The 15,706-nt window shown below is 63.8% G+C and carries 18 protein-coding genes; all 18 read right to left on the bottom strand.

The window, feature by feature from the left end; genetic code table 11:
• Positions 1-160 precede the first annotated feature (160 nt).
• Positions 161-565, bottom strand: coding sequence for an ATP synthase F1 subunit epsilon (atpC, locus tag ACMNI9_RS05615; protein ID WP_114566803.1), 405 nt, complete (start codon positions 563-565; stop codon positions 161-163).
• Positions 566-2,005 (bottom strand): F0F1 ATP synthase subunit beta, encoded by a 1,440-nt coding sequence (gene atpD / locus ACMNI9_RS05610; protein ID WP_369412403.1) that lies wholly within the window; start codon positions 2,003-2,005, stop codon positions 566-568. It lies immediately after the preceding gene.
• A gap of 12 nt (positions 2,006-2,017) precedes the next feature.
• Positions 2,018-2,923 carry an ATP synthase F1 subunit gamma gene (atpG, locus tag ACMNI9_RS05605; RefSeq protein WP_114566801.1) on the bottom strand — a complete coding sequence of 302 codons (906 nt, stop codon included), beginning with the start codon at positions 2,921-2,923 and terminating at the stop codon, positions 2,018-2,020.
• 12 nt (positions 2,924-2,935) lie between these two features.
• The gene (gene atpA, locus ACMNI9_RS05600) at positions 2,936-4,510 is read right to left on the bottom strand and encodes a F0F1 ATP synthase subunit alpha (protein WP_418831190.1); all 1,575 of its coding nucleotides are present in this window, start codon (positions 4,508-4,510) and stop codon (positions 2,936-2,938) included.
• Complete coding sequence (gene atpH / locus ACMNI9_RS05595) at positions 4,504-5,082, bottom strand: ATP synthase F1 subunit delta (RefSeq protein ID WP_114566799.1); 579 nt, start codon at positions 5,080-5,082, stop codon at positions 4,504-4,506. The genes atpA and atpH overlap by 7 nt, the downstream gene beginning before the upstream one ends.
• Positions 5,072-5,629, bottom strand: a complete 558-nt coding sequence (gene atpF, locus ACMNI9_RS05590) for a F0F1 ATP synthase subunit B (protein WP_253288144.1) — start codon at positions 5,627-5,629, stop codon at positions 5,072-5,074. Before atpF ends, atpH begins: the two co-directional genes overlap by 11 nt.
• Positions 5,630-5,745: 116 nt before the next feature.
• Complete coding sequence (gene atpE, locus ACMNI9_RS05585; protein ID WP_114566797.1) at positions 5,746-5,964, bottom strand: ATP synthase F0 subunit C; 219 nt, start codon at positions 5,962-5,964, stop codon at positions 5,746-5,748.
• 123 nt (positions 5,965-6,087) lie between these two features.
• On the bottom strand, positions 6,088-6,858 hold the full coding sequence (gene atpB, locus ACMNI9_RS05580; protein ID WP_114566796.1) for a F0F1 ATP synthase subunit A: 771 nt from the start codon (positions 6,856-6,858) through the stop codon (positions 6,088-6,090).
• An 18-nt stretch (positions 6,859-6,876) separates the two neighbouring features.
• On the bottom strand, positions 6,877-7,158 hold the full coding sequence (locus ACMNI9_RS05575; RefSeq protein WP_114566795.1) for a hypothetical protein: 282 nt from the start codon (positions 7,156-7,158) through the stop codon (positions 6,877-6,879).
• A gap of 239 nt (positions 7,159-7,397) precedes the next feature.
• On the bottom strand, positions 7,398-7,859 hold the full coding sequence (locus ACMNI9_RS05570; protein ID WP_114566794.1) for a deoxycytidylate deaminase: 462 nt from the start codon (positions 7,857-7,859) through the stop codon (positions 7,398-7,400).
• A gap of 178 nt (positions 7,860-8,037) precedes the next feature.
• Positions 8,038-8,682, bottom strand: coding sequence for a uracil phosphoribosyltransferase (gene upp, locus ACMNI9_RS05565; protein WP_114566793.1), 645 nt, complete (start codon positions 8,680-8,682; stop codon positions 8,038-8,040).
• Between the two features lie 12 nt (positions 8,683-8,694).
• Positions 8,695-9,951 (bottom strand): serine hydroxymethyltransferase, encoded by a 1,257-nt coding sequence (gene glyA / locus ACMNI9_RS05560; RefSeq protein WP_418831187.1) that lies wholly within the window; start codon positions 9,949-9,951, stop codon positions 8,695-8,697.
• 68 nt (positions 9,952-10,019) lie between these two features.
• Complete coding sequence (gene rpiB, locus ACMNI9_RS05555) at positions 10,020-10,460, bottom strand: ribose 5-phosphate isomerase B (protein WP_418831186.1); 441 nt, start codon at positions 10,458-10,460, stop codon at positions 10,020-10,022.
• 16 nt (positions 10,461-10,476) lie between these two features.
• Complete coding sequence (gene glpK / locus ACMNI9_RS05550) at positions 10,477-11,973, bottom strand: glycerol kinase GlpK (protein ID WP_418831185.1); 1,497 nt, start codon at positions 11,971-11,973, stop codon at positions 10,477-10,479.
• Positions 11,952-12,935, bottom strand: a complete 984-nt coding sequence (locus ACMNI9_RS05545; protein WP_114566789.1) for an alpha/beta hydrolase — start codon at positions 12,933-12,935, stop codon at positions 11,952-11,954. The genes glpK and ACMNI9_RS05545 overlap by 22 nt, the downstream gene beginning before the upstream one ends.
• Positions 12,936-13,064: 129 nt before the next feature.
• Positions 13,065-13,673: an L-threonylcarbamoyladenylate synthase gene (locus tag ACMNI9_RS05540; protein WP_418831184.1), complete on the bottom strand. Its 609-nt coding sequence runs from the start codon at positions 13,671-13,673 to the stop codon at positions 13,065-13,067.
• A gap of 57 nt (positions 13,674-13,730) precedes the next feature.
• Positions 13,731-14,465 (bottom strand): ECF transporter S component, encoded by a 735-nt coding sequence (locus ACMNI9_RS05535; RefSeq protein WP_114566787.1) that lies wholly within the window; start codon positions 14,463-14,465, stop codon positions 13,731-13,733.
• Positions 14,462-15,706, bottom strand: a 1,245-nt coding sequence (locus ACMNI9_RS05530; protein WP_418831183.1) for an ATP-binding cassette domain-containing protein, incomplete at its 5' end; no start/stop codon positions are given. The genes ACMNI9_RS05535 and ACMNI9_RS05530, both read right to left, overlap by 4 nt.

Below are 15,706 nucleotides of genomic sequence, written 5' to 3'. Positions count from 1 at the left end.
CCGAAGAGCGCCCTCGCATCGCACGGGCACGGCCCGCCCCGCATGCAAAAGCCCCCGACCCTAACGGATCGGGGGCTTGCGTCTTGCTTCGATGGCGGCTTTCAGCCGTTGCGTTGCCAAGCGACCTCAAGCCGCACGTCGCAGGTTCGCCTTGAGCGACCTAGCTGACAGCTTTCAGCTGCACGTCGCACCACGCCTTGTCGGCATGAAGCGTCGTTTTGGCGGCATCCCCCTCGGCCAAGCCCGCAAGCTCGGCCTCGATGGCTGCCAGCTGCTCGCGCACCTGCGCGGCATCGATCTCGGCAACAGGAAGCGCACGGTCAGCCAAGACGATAACCTTATCGTCCGTAACCTCCACGTAGCCGCCCTGCAGCGCGTAGTGCCTAACCTCTTTGTCAGAGGCTCCCGTCACGCGCGCCACGCCGTCGGCGAGCACCGACACGAGCGGCGCATGTCCGCGCAGAAAGCCCATCTCGCCTTCGACGCCGGGCACGACGACGAACTCGGCCTCTTCAGAGACCAGCTTCGCCACCGGCGTCACGATGTCGCACATGAATCCAGCCATTTACGCGTCCTTCTTCATCGCTTCGTACGCAGCGTACACGTCCTCGATGGAGCCCTTCATGCGGAAGCACTGCTCGGGGATCTCGTCGCACTCGCCGTCGAGAATGGCGGCGAAGGAGCGGATGGTGTCCTCAAGCTTGACGTACTTGCCCGGCAGGCCCGTGAACTGCTCGGCCACGTGGAAGCACTGACCGAAGAACTGCTGCGCCTTACGAGCGCGGTTCACGATCTTCTTCTGGTCCTCGGACAGCTCGTCCATACCAAGGATGGCGATGATGTCCTGCAGGTCCTTGTAGTTCTGCAGCAGCTCCTGGATGCCGACGGCTACGCGGTAGTGCTCGTCGCCGACGATCTGCGGGTCGAGCGCGCGGGAGGTGGACTCCAGCGGGTCGACAGCCGGGTAGATGCCCAGCTCGGAGATCGAACGGGACAGAACCGTCTTGGCATCGAGGTGCGTGAACGTCGTGGCCGGCGCGGGGTCGGTCAAGTCGTCAGCGGGCACGTACACGGCCTGCACCGACGTGATGGAGCCGGTGGACGTGGACGTGATGCGCTCCTGCAGGTCGCCCATCTCGGTAGCCAGCGTGGGCTGGTAACCAACGGCGGACGGCATGCGGCCCAGAAGTGCGGACACTTCGGAACCGGCCTGCGTAAAGCGGAAGATGTTGTCCACGAACAGCAGAACGTCCTGGCCCTGGTCGCGGAAGTACTCGGCCTCGGTCAGGCCGGCCAGACCGACGCGCAGACGCGCTCCCGGGGGCTCGTTCATCTGACCGTACACCAGGCAGGTCTTGTTGATAACGCCCGAGTCGCTCATCTCGAGGTACAGGTCGGTACCCTCGCGAGTACGCTCGCCTACGCCCGTGAAGACCGACGTGCCGCCGTGCTCCTGGGCCAGGTTGTTGATGAGCTCCTGGATGATAACGGTCTTGCCGACGCCAGCGCCGCCGAACAGACCCGTCTTGCCGCCCTTGACGAAGGGCTCGACCAGGTCGATGGCCTTGATGCCGGTCTCGAAGATCTCGGTCGTCGTGGAAAGCTCGTCGTAGTCCGGAGCCGGACGGTGAATCGGCATGTAGCCGGACACCTCGGGCATCGGCTTCTCGTCGACGGGCTCGCCCATGACGTTCCAAATGCGACCAAGCGTTTCGGGGCCGACGGGCATCATGATCGGATGGCCCGTATCGGTCACCTCGACGCCGCGGACGAGACCGTCCGTCGAGCTCATAGCCACCGAACGGACAAGGTTGCCCGGCAGGTGGGTTTCGACCTCGAGGACGAGATGGATCTCGCCCGCCGGGGTCTTCGCATCAACCGTCAGCGCGTTGTAAATCGCCGGCAGCTGATCGGGAGGAAATTCGACGTCAACAACAGGGCCGACGATACGCACGATGCGTCCGGTAGCGCCTTTGCTGGCTTCGATCTCCTCCTTAGTAAACATGTGTTCAGCCATTTAATCCTCCAAAGCCGCTGCGCCACCGACGATTTCCGAAATCTCGGTCGTGATAGCGCCCTGGCGTACGCGGTTATACAGTCTGGTCAACGTTTCGACCATTTCGGTAGCGTTTTCCGTCGCCGACATCATGGCGTTGCGACGCGCGCCCTGCTCGGCAGCAGCCGAGTCGATAAGCGCATGGTAGAGCGTCGTGCGCACGTAAGCCGGCAGAAGCTGGTCGAGAACGGCCTCGGCGCTCGGCTCGAAGATCACGTCGCCCTCGGGCTTCGCTTCACTGTCGGCCGCTACGCCGTCGTCAGCCAGTTCGGCCTTGAGCTTCTCCGTGTCGACGGGCAGCACGAGCTCCTGGCGAAGCTGCTGCTCGGCAGCGTTCTTCGCGTGGTTGTACACGACGATAACCTCGTCGATGTCACCGTTCACGTAGCCGTCGATGGCGAAAGTGGCAACCGAAGCAGCCTCTTCCACCGTAGGATCGGCGGACAGATCCGCGAACGAAAGCACCGGCTGCACCTTGCGGTAGGTGTAGTACCCGACGGCCTTCTTGCCGCAGGCGACGACCTCGACGGTCGCGCCCGCCGCCTGCTTGTCCTTCATGAGGCGATCGACGTGCCGCAGCACATTGCTGTTGAAGCCGCCGGCCAGACCGCGGTCGGACACGACGACCACTACGAGCACGTTCTTGACCTCGTCGTGCTTGCGCAGCAGCGCGTTTTCAGAGCCACCTACACGCTTGGCAACGTTGGCCAACATTTCGACCATGGAGTCAGCGTAAGGCGTGGAAGCCGCGACGCGCTCTCCGGCGCGACGGATCTTCGCAGCCGCCACCATCTCCATGGTGCGCGTGATCTGCTTCGTCGAGGAGACGGAGCTGATACGCCGTTCTATGTCGTGAAGGTTGGGCATAGTCTACCTGCCTTAGGAAGCCGTGGGTGCGAACTGCAGCTTGAAAGCCTCGATCGCAGCGTTCAGGTCGGTTTCGATGGCATCGGTGAACTTCTGCTCCTTCTCGAGAGCCGTGACGATCTCCGCCTTGGAGGCGTGGATGTAGTCGAGCAGCTCGCCGCGGAAGCGGACGACGTCGCACACCGGGATGTCGTCAAGGTAGCCGCGCGCACCCGAGTAGATGGCGATGGCCTGGTCCATGACGGGCATCGGCACGTAACGACCCTGCTTCAAGAGCTCGGTCATGTGAGCACCGCGGTTCAGCTGGTCCAGCGTGGCCTTGTCCAGGTCGCTGCCGAACTGCGTGAACGCCTGAAGCTCGCGATAGGCGGCCAGGTCGAGACGCAGCGTACCGGCAACCTGCTTCATAGCCTTGACCTGCGCGGAGCCACCAACGCGCGACACGGAAATGCCGACGTTGACAGCGGGGCGCTGGCCCTGGAAGAACAGGTCGGTGGACAGGAAGATCTGACCGTCGGTGATGGAGATGACGTTGGTCGGGATGTAGGCGGACACGTCGCCAGCCTGCGTCTCGATCACGGGCAGAGCCGTGAGGGAGCCCGCGCCGTACTCGTCGGACATCTTGACCGCGCGCTCGAGCAAGCGAGAGTGCAGGTAGAAGATGTCGCCCGGGTACGCCTCGCGTCCCGGCGGGCGGCGCAGCGTCAGCGACATCTGACGATAAGCCACAGCCTGCTTGGACAGGTCGTCGTAGATGCACAGCACGTGACGGCCCGGGTTGTCGGCGGAAGCCGGCTTGCCGTCCTCGCCGTTGTACATGAAGTACTCGCCGATGGCGGCACCCGCCATGGGGGCGATGTACTGCAGCGGAGCGGAGTCGGAAGCCGAGGCGTTCACGATGATCGTGTACTCCATGGCGCCGTGGCGCTCCAGCGTCTCCACCAGGCCGGCGACCGTGGACGCCTTCTGGCCGATAGCGACGTAGATGCAGATCATGTCCTTGCCCTTTTGGTTGATGATGGCATCAACCGCAATGGCCGTCTTGCCGGTCTGGCGGTCGCCGATGATCAGCTCGCGCTGGCCGCGGCCAACGGGGATCATCGAGTCGATAGCCAGGATACCGGTCTGCATCGGCTCCTCAACGGGCTGGCGCTGAATAACGCCGGGGGCCTTGAACTCGACCGGGCGCATGCCGTCGGCCTTGATGGGGCCCTTGCCGTCGATAGGCATGCCGAGCGGGTTCACCACGCGGCCGAGCATACCCTTGCCCGACGGGATCTCCACGATACGACCGGTGGTCTTGACCTGGTCGTTTTCCTTGATTGCGGTGACGTCACCAAGCAGCACGGCGCCGACTTCGTCCTCTTCGAGGTTCTGAGCCATACCGTACACGGTCTGGCCGTTGGAACCCACGAATTCGAGGAGCTCGCCCGCCATGGCGTCTTTCAGGCCGTCGACGCGCGCGATGCCGTCGCCCACCTGGATGACGGTACCCACCTCGCGAGATTCGACGCTCGTGTTCAACGCATCAAGCTGCTTGCGCAGTGCATCGTCAATAGACTGTGCGGTGATTTCAGTCACTAGCATTCACCTCCATCTGTTGATAGTTTGAGCACGTTGCGAGCGCTTTCCAACTGCGACTTGACGCTGGCGTCGATTCGCTTGCCGTTTGCACTCATCAATATGCCGCCGAGCAGAGACGGGTCGATGTGCTCTCGCAGCACCACGTTCGTCCCCAGGTCGGCTTGCGTTTTCTTTACAATGACCTCGCGCAGATGATCGTCCAGTTCGACGACGGTCGTGACGTCGACGACGGAGACGTTCAACTTGCGTTCGAGCGCCTCTCCATAGCTAACCCATACGCGCGACAGCAACGCGAAGTCCCCGCGCTCTGCCATAACGGCCAGAACATCGACGAGGACGGGATTCGCCTGCGCAAACACCCTGCGCGCAAGCTCATTCCTCTGCTCGGGCGTATAGGAGCTGTCCTCCAAGGCATCGGAGAGATCCATGTTCGAACGCACGATACGAACAATGCGCTCAGCTTGGTCGCGAACTTCCAGGACGGCGTCTTGGCCGCCTGCAACGTACGCGCCCTCCAAGAGGACCGACGCATACGTCGCGACCTTTTCCCTTTGAACATGGCGGTTAGTTGGCATTGAAACTGCCCGCCTCGTTCACGTAGCGCTCGATGATCTTACGATGCTCGTCGTCGCCCAGATCCTCGCCGATCAGGCGGGACGCAACGGCAACGGACAGATCGGCGACCGAACCCTGAAGCTCGGAGATAGCGGCCTTCTTGTCAGCCTCGATGGCGGCATGCGCCTTCTCGATCATGACGGTGGCCTCGGACTGCGCCTTGGCGGTGATGTCCGCCTTCACAGCCTCGCCGGTCTTCTTCGCGTCGGCAACGATCTGAGCAGCCTGGCTCTTCGCATCTTCCAGCTGGGACTTGTACTCTTCCAGCACGCGTTCGCTCTCGATGCGCGCCTGCTCAGACTTCTCAAGGGACTCCTTGATGGTCTGCTCGCGCTTCTCGAGCATGTCGTTGAACTTCGGCCAGCCGAACTTGGCAAGCACGAACCACAGCACCAGGAAGGCGATGAGCATCGGGACGAATTCCACCATGTTCGGCAGAATCGCGCTGATACCCGCAGCGCTCTCCCCTTCGCTGGCGAACGCGAGCGCAGGGAAAGCAAACGTCATGCTGCCCGCGGCGAGCACGGCAGAACCCGAAAGGGCCGTTGCTTTTTTCGCTCTAACTTTCACTACGTAACCTCCTTTGAGCCCGTATCCGGCTATTGGTTCCGAATAAGGCCTGGTTACATGATGAAGGCGACAACAAGGCCGATGAGGGCAAGAGCCTCGGCGAGAGCTGCACCGATGATGAAGTTCGTAAACATACGACCCTGCAGTTCGGGCTGGCGAGCGGTCGCAACGCAGCAGCCGTAGCAGGCGATGCCGATACCGATGCCAGGGCCGATGGCGCCAAGGCCGTAGCCGACGACTTTAAGAGCCGAGAGTACGAGAGCGATTTCCACTTGGTTCCTCCTTTTACACGGTTTCGAGACCTCCCCGAAACCTCCTGCTTTATTCCCTAGCCGGCCATCCGGGCCGACCAAGTAACCGAATGAGAACGCCGCGCGAACGGGCGGCTTGCGGGCCTAGTGCTCGCTCGTTGCCAGGCTGATGTACACGGCCGACAGCGTGGTGAACACGTACGCCTGCAGAAACGCAACCAGAACCTCGAGCGCGTACATAGCGATGAGCAGCGCCATCCAGCCGACCGGCGGCAAGAAGAACAGGAAGTCGCCCTGCAAGCCGGCGCTGATGAACACGCTCGTAGCCAGCGCGAAGATGCCCAGAACCATGTGACCGGCGAACATGTTGCCGTAGAGTCGCACAGCCAGCGTGAGCACGCGCAGCACGAGGGAGATGAACTCGAAGAACCAGATGACCGGGACCATGACCTTCGGCAGACCGGACGGCGCGATGGACTTGATGTAGCCCCAGCCGCCATGAGCCTTGATGCCCCAGTAGTTGAAGTACACGAACGAAATGGCGGCCAGCGCCCACGTGATGCTGATCGATCCGGTAGCGGCCTTCGATCCCGGGATAAGGCCCACGAAGTTGCAGATCAAGATGAAGAAGAACATCGTAGCCAGGAACGGCAGGTGCTTCTTGTAGCCATGACCGATAGCGCCCTCGCCCATATCCTTCTTCACGAACTCGTAGCCGTACTCGACCATGTTGGCGAACTTGCTCTTGGGAACCAGCGTGAGACGCCTTCCCACCGTCAGCACCACCACCAGGGTGATGATGAAGCACAGGATCATGTACAGGGTGTACTGCGTCACTCCCCCGAACACGAACGTCGAGTCGAACGAGTGCTGAAGGTGGACAGCATCCTGCGCAAGGATTTCAAGTGGATTCACGTAACTAACCTTTCCGTTCTACTTCCGGACCAACTTCACCACACCGAAGCCGATAGCTGCGACGCTCAGCGCCAGCACCTCGGCCAAAGCAAACGAAAGCACAAGCTCGCGAGCGAATACGATGCAGGCCATGACGGTGGCGAACAAGATGAGGAACGAAGCGAATACACTGAGCAGCAGAATGCCCATGTGCCCCAAATTACTGGTTTTGGTGACCCGCTTTGTCATACGAAGTCCGAAGATCAAAGGCAAAAAGCCCGCGATTCCCGACAACGCCCCCAGAACAATCGCTCCTACCATAACCCGCTTTCCCACTCACGCGCACGCTTGCGCATCCTACCAATTAAAACCGCTATGCATGATAACGGAATTTCCTGCTCCTCTTACGATAAGGTAACAGAAACCTACAATTTTTTGGTGAGCGGAAGCATAAACCGGCTAAAAAAATGCATAAATCAAGCGTCAGCGGTAGGCGAAACTGAATATTCTTCAGACGCAGATGAGGAGGATCCCCGACAGCTCAAGCCGCCGGGGATCTTTTAGCCTTCGAAAATGCGAAGCTGCATGCCCGCCTCTTCGAGCATGGACATGGCCAGCTCGTCGGGATACGGATTCTGGTACACGATCTCTTCGATGCCCGCGTTGATGAGCATTTTCGCGCACACCACGCACGGCTGCGTGGTGATGTAGATGGATGCGCCCGTGATGTTGATGCCGTAGCGAGCAGCCTGGATGATGGCGTTCTGCTCGGCATGCAGGCCACGGCAGATCTCGTGGCGCTGCCCGCTGGGAACGCCGAGCTGCTGGCGCAGGCATCCGGTTTCCGCGCAATGGCGCATGCCGGTGGGGACCCCGTTGTATCCCGTGGCCAGGATGCGGCGATCCTTCACGATGACGGCCCCCACCCCGCGACGCAGGCACGTGGTGCGGGTTGCCACCTCGTTGGCAAGCTTCATGAAGTACTCGTCCCAGCTGGGACGATGATCGAGCGGCTCGGTCATGGTTTTCATCCTTCCTGGTCCAGCAAAGTCAGCGAGAAGCGTCGAGGTGTCCGAGATCGCCCCGTTTTGCGGCCGAGCGTGCTTTTGCACGTGAGGGTAAGCGAAAAAGGGGCGAGGTCGGGCGCATCGGCGCTTCGCAGCGTCGAGCAGTTCCGCCGTCCGGCAGGACGGCGGAACGTTACTTGGTGCCGAAGATGCGGTCGCCCGCGTCTCCAAGACCCGGAACGATGTACGCCGCCTCGTTGAGCTCGGCGTCGACGGCGCACGTGAACACATGCACGTCGTCGTCGGCTGCAAGCAGGCACTCGATGCCGACCGGCGCGGCCACGATGACCATGACCTTGATGGTGCCGGTCACGCCGATGGAGCGCAGGTACTCCACCGCCGCCGCGGCCGACCCGCCCGTGGCCAGCATGGGATCGACCACGATGACGTTGCGCTCGGCGATATCCTCCGGCAGCTTCGCGTAATACGCCACCGGCTTGTGGGTCTCCTCGTTGCGGTACATGCCCAAATGCCCCACGCGGGCAGCGGGAACCAGGTCGAGCACGCCGTCGACCATGCCAAGGCCGGCGCGCAGGATGGGAACGATCGCAAGCTTCTTGCCGCTGATAGCATGGCAGGTGGCCGTGCAGATGGGCGTCTCCACCTCCACCTCCGAAAGCGGGAGGTCGCGCGTAGCTTCGTACCCCTCGAACAGGGCCAGCTCCTTGACCAGTTCGCGGAACTGCTTGGACGACGTTTCCTTGTCGCGCAGGATGGACAGCTTATGCTGCACCATCGGATGGTCCACGATGGTGACGCGTTCGTATTCTTTCGCCATGGGTACGTGCTCCTAGTAGGTAAGTTCCGGGTACAGCGGGTGGGCGGCCAGCATGGCCTCCACCTTCGTGCGAATGTCGGCGAGCTTGCCCCCGTCGCCCGCGTTGAACACGGTTGCGGCGATAAGCTGGCCCACCTGATAGAAATCGTCGGCGGTGAAGCCGCGCGTGGTGGCCGCAGCGCTGCCCACGCGGATGCCGCTCGTGACGAAGGGGCTGCGCGGCTCGTTGGGGATGGAGTTCTTGTTCACCGTCAAGCCCACGCCTTCGAGCAGCTTCTCGGCGTCCTTGCCCGTGACGTCGGCCGCGGTCAGATCGACCAGGCACAGATGGTTGTCGGTGCCGCCGGACACCAGGCGCAAGCCGCCGTCCATCATGCCCTGGCCGAGCACGCGCGCGTTCTCCACCACCTGGTCGATGTACGCGGCGAACGAAGGGGCCAGCGCCTCGCCGAAGGCCACGGCCTTGCCGGCGATCACGTGCATGAGCGGACCGCCCTGCGCACCGGGGAACACGGCGCTGTTGATCTTTTTGTACAGCTCTTCGTCGTTGGTCAGGATGAAGCCGCCGCGCGGGCCGCGCAGCGTCTTGTGGCTGGTGGAGGTCACGATGTCGGCATGAGGCACGGGGCTGGGATGCGCGCCCGTGGCAACCAGGCCGGCGATGTGGGCCATGTCCACCATGAAATACGCCCCCACCTCGTGGGCGATGGCGGCCATGCGCTCGAAATCGATGACGCGCGGGTAGGCGCTCGCGCCGCCGACGATCACCTGGGGACGGCACTCCTTGGCCCTGGCCTCAAGGGCGTCATAGTCGATGGTCTCGGTTTCGGAATCGACGCCGTACGCCTCCACGTGGTACAGGCGACCCGAGAAGTTCACCGGGCTGCCGTGCGTAAGGTGGCCGCCCTGGTCCAAGCTCATGCCCAGGATGGTGTCGCCCGGCTTGATGATGGAGAAGTACGCGGCAAGGTTCGCGTTGGCGCCGGAATGGGGCTGGACGTTGGCGAACCGACAGCCGAACAACTCGCAGGCGCGGTCGCGCGCCAGGTCCTCGACGATGTCGACCTTCTCGCAGCCGCCGTAGTAGCGCTTGCGCGGGTAGCCTTCGGCGTACTTGTTCGTGAGCACGCTGCCCACGGCCTCCATAACGGCAGGAGACGTGAAGTTCTCCGACGCAATGAGCTCCACGGAATCGCGTTCGCGGGCAAGCTCTTGACGGAGCGCGTCCGCAACGACGGGATCGGTTTGGGATACGTAGGAAAGAGCCATGGTATTCCTTTCGCTGGGCTGTTTCGGGGCTATGCTAGCACAACGGGCGTGCGTAAGATCCAGCCAAGCTAGCCGATCTCGAGAGCGGCGATCTTTTCCACGCGACCCGCATGGCGCCCGCCGCCGAACGCGGTGGACAGGAACGCGTCGAGGATCGCCTGGTTGACGCCCGGCTCGACGAAGCGGCCGGACAGCGTGATGACGTTCGCATCGTTGTGCTCGCGGCACAGCGCGGCGAACTCGGGGGACACGATGTTGGCGGCTCGGACGCCCGCCACCTTGTTCGCGGCGACGGCCATGCCGATGCCGGTTCCGCATACGAGCACGCCGCGCTCGGCCAAGCCGCCGACGACGTCATGCGCGACGAGCGCCGCGTAATCGGGATAGTCGACGCGGTCGTCGGTGTCGGGGCCGCGGTCGACGACGTCATGGCCCTGCGAGGCCAGGTAGTCCACGAGCTGCTGCTTCTGCTCGAATCCCGCGTGATCGCTTGCGATGCTGATCTTCATGTAGTAAGCCCTTTCGTTAATCCATCATCGTGCGGCGGACGGCCTTGGCCCAGCCCTCCAGCAAAACCGCATGGCGCGCATCCTCGATGCACGGCTCGTAGCGCTTGTCGGACGCGCGCAAGCCGCGCAGCTCTTCAGTTCCGCTCCAGAATCCGACGGCCAAGCCGGCCAGGTAAGCCGCGCCCAACGCCGTCGTCTCCGCATTCTGCGGTCGACGCAGCGGCGTGCGCAACACATCGGACTGGAATTGCATGAGAAAATCGTTCGCAGAGGCCCCGCCGTCCACGTTGAGCACGGAAAGGGGCACGCCCGCGTCGGCCTCCATGGCCACCGCAAGATCGTGCACCTGATAGGCCAGGGATTCGAGCGCGGCACGCACGAAATGGGCCCGCGTGGTTCCGCGCGTAAGCCCGTACACGGCCCCGCGCGCATCGGCGTCCCAGTACGGAGCGCCCAGCCCGGTGAAGGCGGGCACGATGTAGACGCCGCCCGTGCTGTCGACGCTGCGCGCCAAAGCCGCGGTCTCCCCCACGCTCTCGATCAGCCCCAGCTCGTCGCGCAGCCACTGCATGAGCGCGCCCGCCATGAACACGCTGCCTTCGAGCGCGTACTCGGGGCCCGGCGCTCCGGGCGCGGACGCTGCAACCGTGGTGATCAGGTTGTGCGAGGACGCGCACGCTTCGCCGCCCGTGTGCATGAGCAGAAAGCACCCGGTGCCGTACGTGTTCTTCGCCTGGCCGGGCTCGAAGCAGCACTGGCCGAAGAGCGCCGCCTGCTGGTCGCCCGCTACGCCGCAGATGGGGATGCCCGGAGCAATGCCGGCGTTGGCCGTGCGGCCGAAGTCGCCCGAAGAGGGACGAACCTCGGGAAGCATCGAGGCCGGCACGTCGAACAGGTCGAGCAGCCAGGGATCCCAGCGCATCTCGTGGATGTCGAAGAGCATGGTGCGGCTGGCGTTCGTCACGTCGGTGGCGTGAACCCGCCCCTGCGTCAGCACCCAGATAAGCCAGCTGTCCACCGTGCCGAAAGCAAGCTTGCCGGCCCGGGCGTCCTCGCGGGCGCCGGGCACGTTGTCCAAGATCCATTTCACCTTGCTTGCAGAGAAGTACGCATCGGGAACCAGGCCGGTCTTGCGCGTGATCTCGCGCGCAACCTCGGCGTCGGCGCACAGCTCGTCGATGATGGGGGCTGTGCGGCGGCATTGCCACACGATGGCGTTGAACACCGGCTCTCCCGTTTCGCGATTCCACACCACCGTGGTTTCTCGCTGGTTCGTGATCCCGATGCAGGCGATGTCGCCTGGACCCAAGTTGTTCGACACGAGCAGTTCGGTGAACGCCCCCAGCTGCGACGACAGAATATCCCGCGGATCGTGCTCCACCCAACCAGGCTGCGGGTACAACTGGGGAAACGAGTTCTGCACCGCATCGACGACGGCGCCCTGCCCGTCGATGAGCATAGCGCGCGACGAGGTGGTTCCCTGATCGAGCGCTACGACGTAGGTTGATCGCATGCGTGCTCCTCCATCCAATCGGCTACTTCGGCATAAACCTGCGCCCGACCGGGCTCGTTCAGTATCTCGTGGCGCATGCCCTCGTACAACGTCGCCGTCACGTCCTCGACGCCCGCGCGGCGCAGCAGGTCGGCGGCCGCCTGCACGCCCTTGCCGCACGCGCCCACCGGGTCTTGCGCGCCAGCGACGAACAGCACGGGCAGATCTTTCGGAACCTTCGACGCACAGGCCATGGTGACCACCTCGCCCGTGAGGTCGGTGAGCGTGGCGTAGGCGCCGACCGAGAACATGGCGCCGCACAGCTCGTCCGCCAGGAAGGCGTCGACGACGGCGGGATCGGTGGACAGCCAGTCGTAAGGCGTGCGGGGGTTGCGGATCTTCTTGGCGAAGCCGCCCGCCCCCATGCCGTCGAGAAACGCGCTGCGATACTGCGGCCCCTTCGACCGCGCGATCAGCCGGGCCAAAGCGTTGCCGGCTTTCGAGAGAAGGTACGGCTGCTGGCCGGTGCCGCACAGCACGGCGGCCGCCACGCCTTCGCCATGGCGCGCCAGGTAGGCGCGGGCGATGAAGCTGCCCATGGAATGCCCGAACAGGATGTAGGGCGTTTGACGGGAGTAGCGCGCGGTGACGGTTTTGCGCAGCTCGTGCACGTCCTCGATCAGGATTTCCTTGCCGTCGACGGGCATGTGCCCCAGGCTTTCCGCATCGGGAGCGCTTTTGCCGTGCCCGATGTGGTCGGCGGCGCACACCACGTAGCCGCGGCTTACCAGGTAGCGCGCGAACTCGTCGTAGCGCTCCACGTGCTCGGCCATGCCGTGCACGATCTGCACGATGCCGCGCGGAGAGGAGACGACGCGCGCGCTTCCCCTTGTTTCGGAAGCTTTCCAGACCAGGCCCTTGATGGTGGACGTTTCGTCGTTCGAAAGAAAGCCCACGGGCGTGACGGTCGTTTCGATTCCCATGCTGTATCCCCTCCCCAGGAGTTTCCTCCATTATACCCATCCTGCAACAAGAAGGGTGAAGACCGGGTTTCGCGCGGGCGGAAACGAGGACCGAAGCGCACGAGGCGCAAGGTTGCAGACATGCCCGGATTAAAGAAGGCTCCGAACGTCCTTGGCGGTGACGGCTCCTTCGCGCACCACGACGGGCAGATCGCGCGTGCAGTCGAGGACGGTCGAGGCAAGGCCGCTTTTGTCGGCGTCGCTCTCGTCCGCCACGATCACGCGCACGCGCGCGGCCAAGGCAGGGTCGATAGCTTCGTACGAGCACGGCGACGCGCAACCCGACAGATTCGCGGACGTAGTGGCAAGAGGGCATCCGACCTGAGCGATGAGTTCGAGCGCAACCGAGTTGTCGGGCATGCGCAAGCCGATGGTCCCCTCGGCGGATTGGAACGCTTCGGGGACGCACTCGGCCGCCTTCACGATCAGGGTAAGCGGGCCCGGCCAATACATTCGCGCGAGCGTACGGGCTAGATCGGGAACGCCTTCGCCGTACCGGTCGAGGTCGTCCGCACCGCCGACCAGCCATGCGATGGGCTTGCCGCGATCGCGCTCCTTCAAACGGTAGAGCACCTCCGGCGTGCGCGCCGCATCAACGGCAACGCCCAGCCCGTACACCGTGTCCGTGGGAAAGACGATCGCGTCTGCGCGCCGCAACGCTGCAACCGCATCGTCGAAAGAGCCAGTTCCTCGAGCCATGGAAACACTTCCTTGCTGTTCAGGGTGAAGCCGCCGCTTAGGGAAGCTTGCATTGTATCACGATGGACGAGATGTGCTGAAACCAGCGTCCACCAGGGCGTATTTGCGCTTGATGCGCTCAAGCTTCTTGCGCCAGGGCGCATAGAGCGCCAGCAGAAACACAACCGTGGCAACGCCGTGCGTGACGTCAAAGGGAAGCGCAGCGGCGAAAGCGACCGCCACGGCGGGAAGCGTCACGGGATGGACGAAGCCCACAACGTACCAGCTGTTGAGGATGAGCCCGTACGCCAAAGAGGAAACGAACCCGTAGGCGCACAGCACGGCCGTCCGATCGAGCCAGCCCCGATCGGCCAGCACGCCGGCCACGTACCCGACCAGGCCCCACGCGTACATCTGCCACGGCGTCCACGGTCCTTGCCCGAAGAAGAAGTTGGACACGAGCGCAGCCAGCGCGCCTACCAGAAAGCCGCTGCGCCGACCGAACACGGCCCCTGCAAGGATGCAAATGGCCGAAACCGGCTTGAAGTCGGGGACGGGCGCGAACAGGATGCGGCCCGCAGCCGCCAGCGCAGCCAGCACTACCGTGGGCATGACCTGGCGAAGCGGCGGACGAGACGTCTCGAACCCCGCGAAGAACACCGCGACCGCAACGCAGGCGACCGCAACCGTCAAAAGCGCCCCCTGCTCGATGCCGAAATATGCGCACGCGGCGAGCGCGCAGGGAACGGCGACCAGGGCCGGAACCTCGAGCGCCGCCAACACCCGATGCGCCTTCCCTTTCGAAGCGCTCATCGCGACCCTCCTTCGTACAGGCGCGCGAACGCGTCCTCGGAAGGTCGGTAGAATAGGTTCCCCTCGAAAAACGAACCGGCAGGCTCCGTGCAGGCATCCTCGCCGTCGAACAGCATGGTGACCTCGTCGGCAACAAGGGCCGCAAAGGTCAGATCGTGCGTGGCCATAAGCACCGTCGCGCCCACTCGAACCCGATCGAGCAGCGCCTCAGCCACCGCGGCCTTCGACGGCGCGTCAAGGCCCTTCGTGGGCTCGTCGAGCAGCAGCAAGTCGGGATCGGTCAGCAAAAGCTTGGCCAGCGCAAGCTTTTGCTGCTGCCCGCCCGACAGGTCGTACGGATGGCTTGCCGCGCAGGACGTCAGCCCGAACCGCTCGAGCGCGGCGGACACGTCGCCGTCGGAGAATCCGCACGAACCTTGCCACTCCCGCAGCTCTTCGTCCACGCTGTCGCACGCGAACAGGGATTTCGGATCCTGCGGAAGAAGCGCCTGACGGGACGACAGGCGGTTGATCACGCTGCCCCGTTCGGGCTTCAGCACGCCGGCGACCAGGCGCAGCAGCGTCGACTTCCCGCTGCCGTTCCCCCCCACCAGCGCATGCACGCGCCCCGGGCGCACGTTCAAGTCCATGCCGCGCAGCACCCAATCGGCGTCGCGCCCGTAGCGGCAGCGCACGTCGTTCAGCGCCACGGCAGAATCGGCCGCGCGCGCTGGGCGCCCCGCTTCGACGGCGCGTCCAGCACCCGGAAGGCGAAGCGGCCGCGCCGCGAAACGATCGAGCGAAACCTCCTCTATCCGGCCGTCGCGTAGCTCCACGGCATCGGTGGCGTACGAGGCCATGGATTCAGGCGCATGCGTGGCAACCACCACCGTGATTCCCAACTCGCGGTTCACGCGGAAAAGCGCGTGCAGGAAGTTCTTCTCCGCCACCGGGTCAAGCTGGGCCGTCGGCTCGTCGAGCAGCAGCAGCCGGGGCTGCATGGCAAGGACGCTGGCCAGCGTGAGCATCTGCTTCTGGCCTCCCGAAAGCTCGGACACCTGACGCCGGAACCACGGCTCGATGCCGAAGAAATGCGCGACCTCGGCCACGCGACGGCGCATCTGGTCCTGCGAAACGCCCAAGTTTTCCAGCCCGAAGGCAAGCTCGTGCCACACGGCGTCGCACACGATCTGGTTCTCGGGGCTTTGGGCAACGTAGCCCACGCGCGAAGCCGCCGCGAACGCGTCCATGTCCTCGACGGG

The organism is Paraeggerthella sp. (genome assembly GCF_048427265.1).
GTDB classification, from domain to species: domain Bacteria; phylum Actinomycetota; class Coriobacteriia; order Coriobacteriales; family Eggerthellaceae; genus Paraeggerthella; species Paraeggerthella hominis.
The sequence above is the reverse complement of the archived record's forward strand: the minus strand, read 5'-3'. Positions and strand labels throughout refer to the sequence as shown.

Bases quoted from the DNA above. Each gene is read 5' to 3' on its own strand.
- atpC (WP_114566803.1), bottom strand. From the start codon at position 565: ATGGCTGGATTCATGTGCGACATCGTGACGCCGGTGGCGAAGCTGGTC.
- atpD (WP_369412403.1), bottom strand. From the start codon at position 2,005: ATGTTTACTAAGGAGGAGATCGAAGCCAGCAAAGGCGCTACCGGACGC.
- atpG (WP_114566801.1), bottom strand. From the start codon at position 2,923: ATGCCCAACCTTCACGACATAGAACGGCGTATCAGCTCCGTCTCCTCG.
- atpA (WP_418831190.1), bottom strand. From the start codon at position 4,510: ATGCTAGTGACTGAAATCACCGCACAGTCTATTGACGATGCACTGCGC.
- atpH (WP_114566799.1), bottom strand. From the start codon at position 5,082: ATGCCAACTAACCGCCATGTTCAAAGGGAAAAGGTCGCGACGTATGCG.
- atpF (WP_253288144.1), bottom strand. From the start codon at position 5,629: ATGACGTTTGCTTTCCCTGCGCTCGCGTTCGCCAGCGAAGGGGAGAGC.
- ACMNI9_RS05575 (WP_114566795.1), bottom strand. From the start codon at position 7,158: ATGGTAGGAGCGATTGTTCTGGGGGCGTTGTCGGGAATCGCGGGCTTT.
- ACMNI9_RS05570 (WP_114566794.1), bottom strand. From the start codon at position 7,859: ATGACCGAGCCGCTCGATCATCGTCCCAGCTGGGACGAGTACTTCATG.
- upp (WP_114566793.1), bottom strand. From the start codon at position 8,682: ATGGCGAAAGAATACGAACGCGTCACCATCGTGGACCATCCGATGGTG.
- glyA (WP_418831187.1), bottom strand. From the start codon at position 9,951: ATGGCTCTTTCCTACGTATCCCAAACCGATCCCGTCGTTGCGGACGCG.
- rpiB (WP_418831186.1), bottom strand. From the start codon at position 10,460: ATGAAGATCAGCATCGCAAGCGATCACGCGGGATTCGAGCAGAAGCAG.
- glpK (WP_418831185.1), bottom strand. From the start codon at position 11,973: ATGCGATCAACCTACGTCGTAGCGCTCGATCAGGGAACCACCTCGTCG.
- ACMNI9_RS05545 (WP_114566789.1), bottom strand. From the start codon at position 12,935: ATGGGAATCGAAACGACCGTCACGCCCGTGGGCTTTCTTTCGAACGAC.
- ACMNI9_RS05540 (WP_418831184.1), bottom strand. From the start codon at position 13,673: ATGGCTCGAGGAACTGGCTCTTTCGACGATGCGGTTGCAGCGTTGCGG.
- ACMNI9_RS05535 (WP_114566787.1), bottom strand. From the start codon at position 14,465: ATGAGCGCTTCGAAAGGGAAGGCGCATCGGGTGTTGGCGGCGCTCGAG.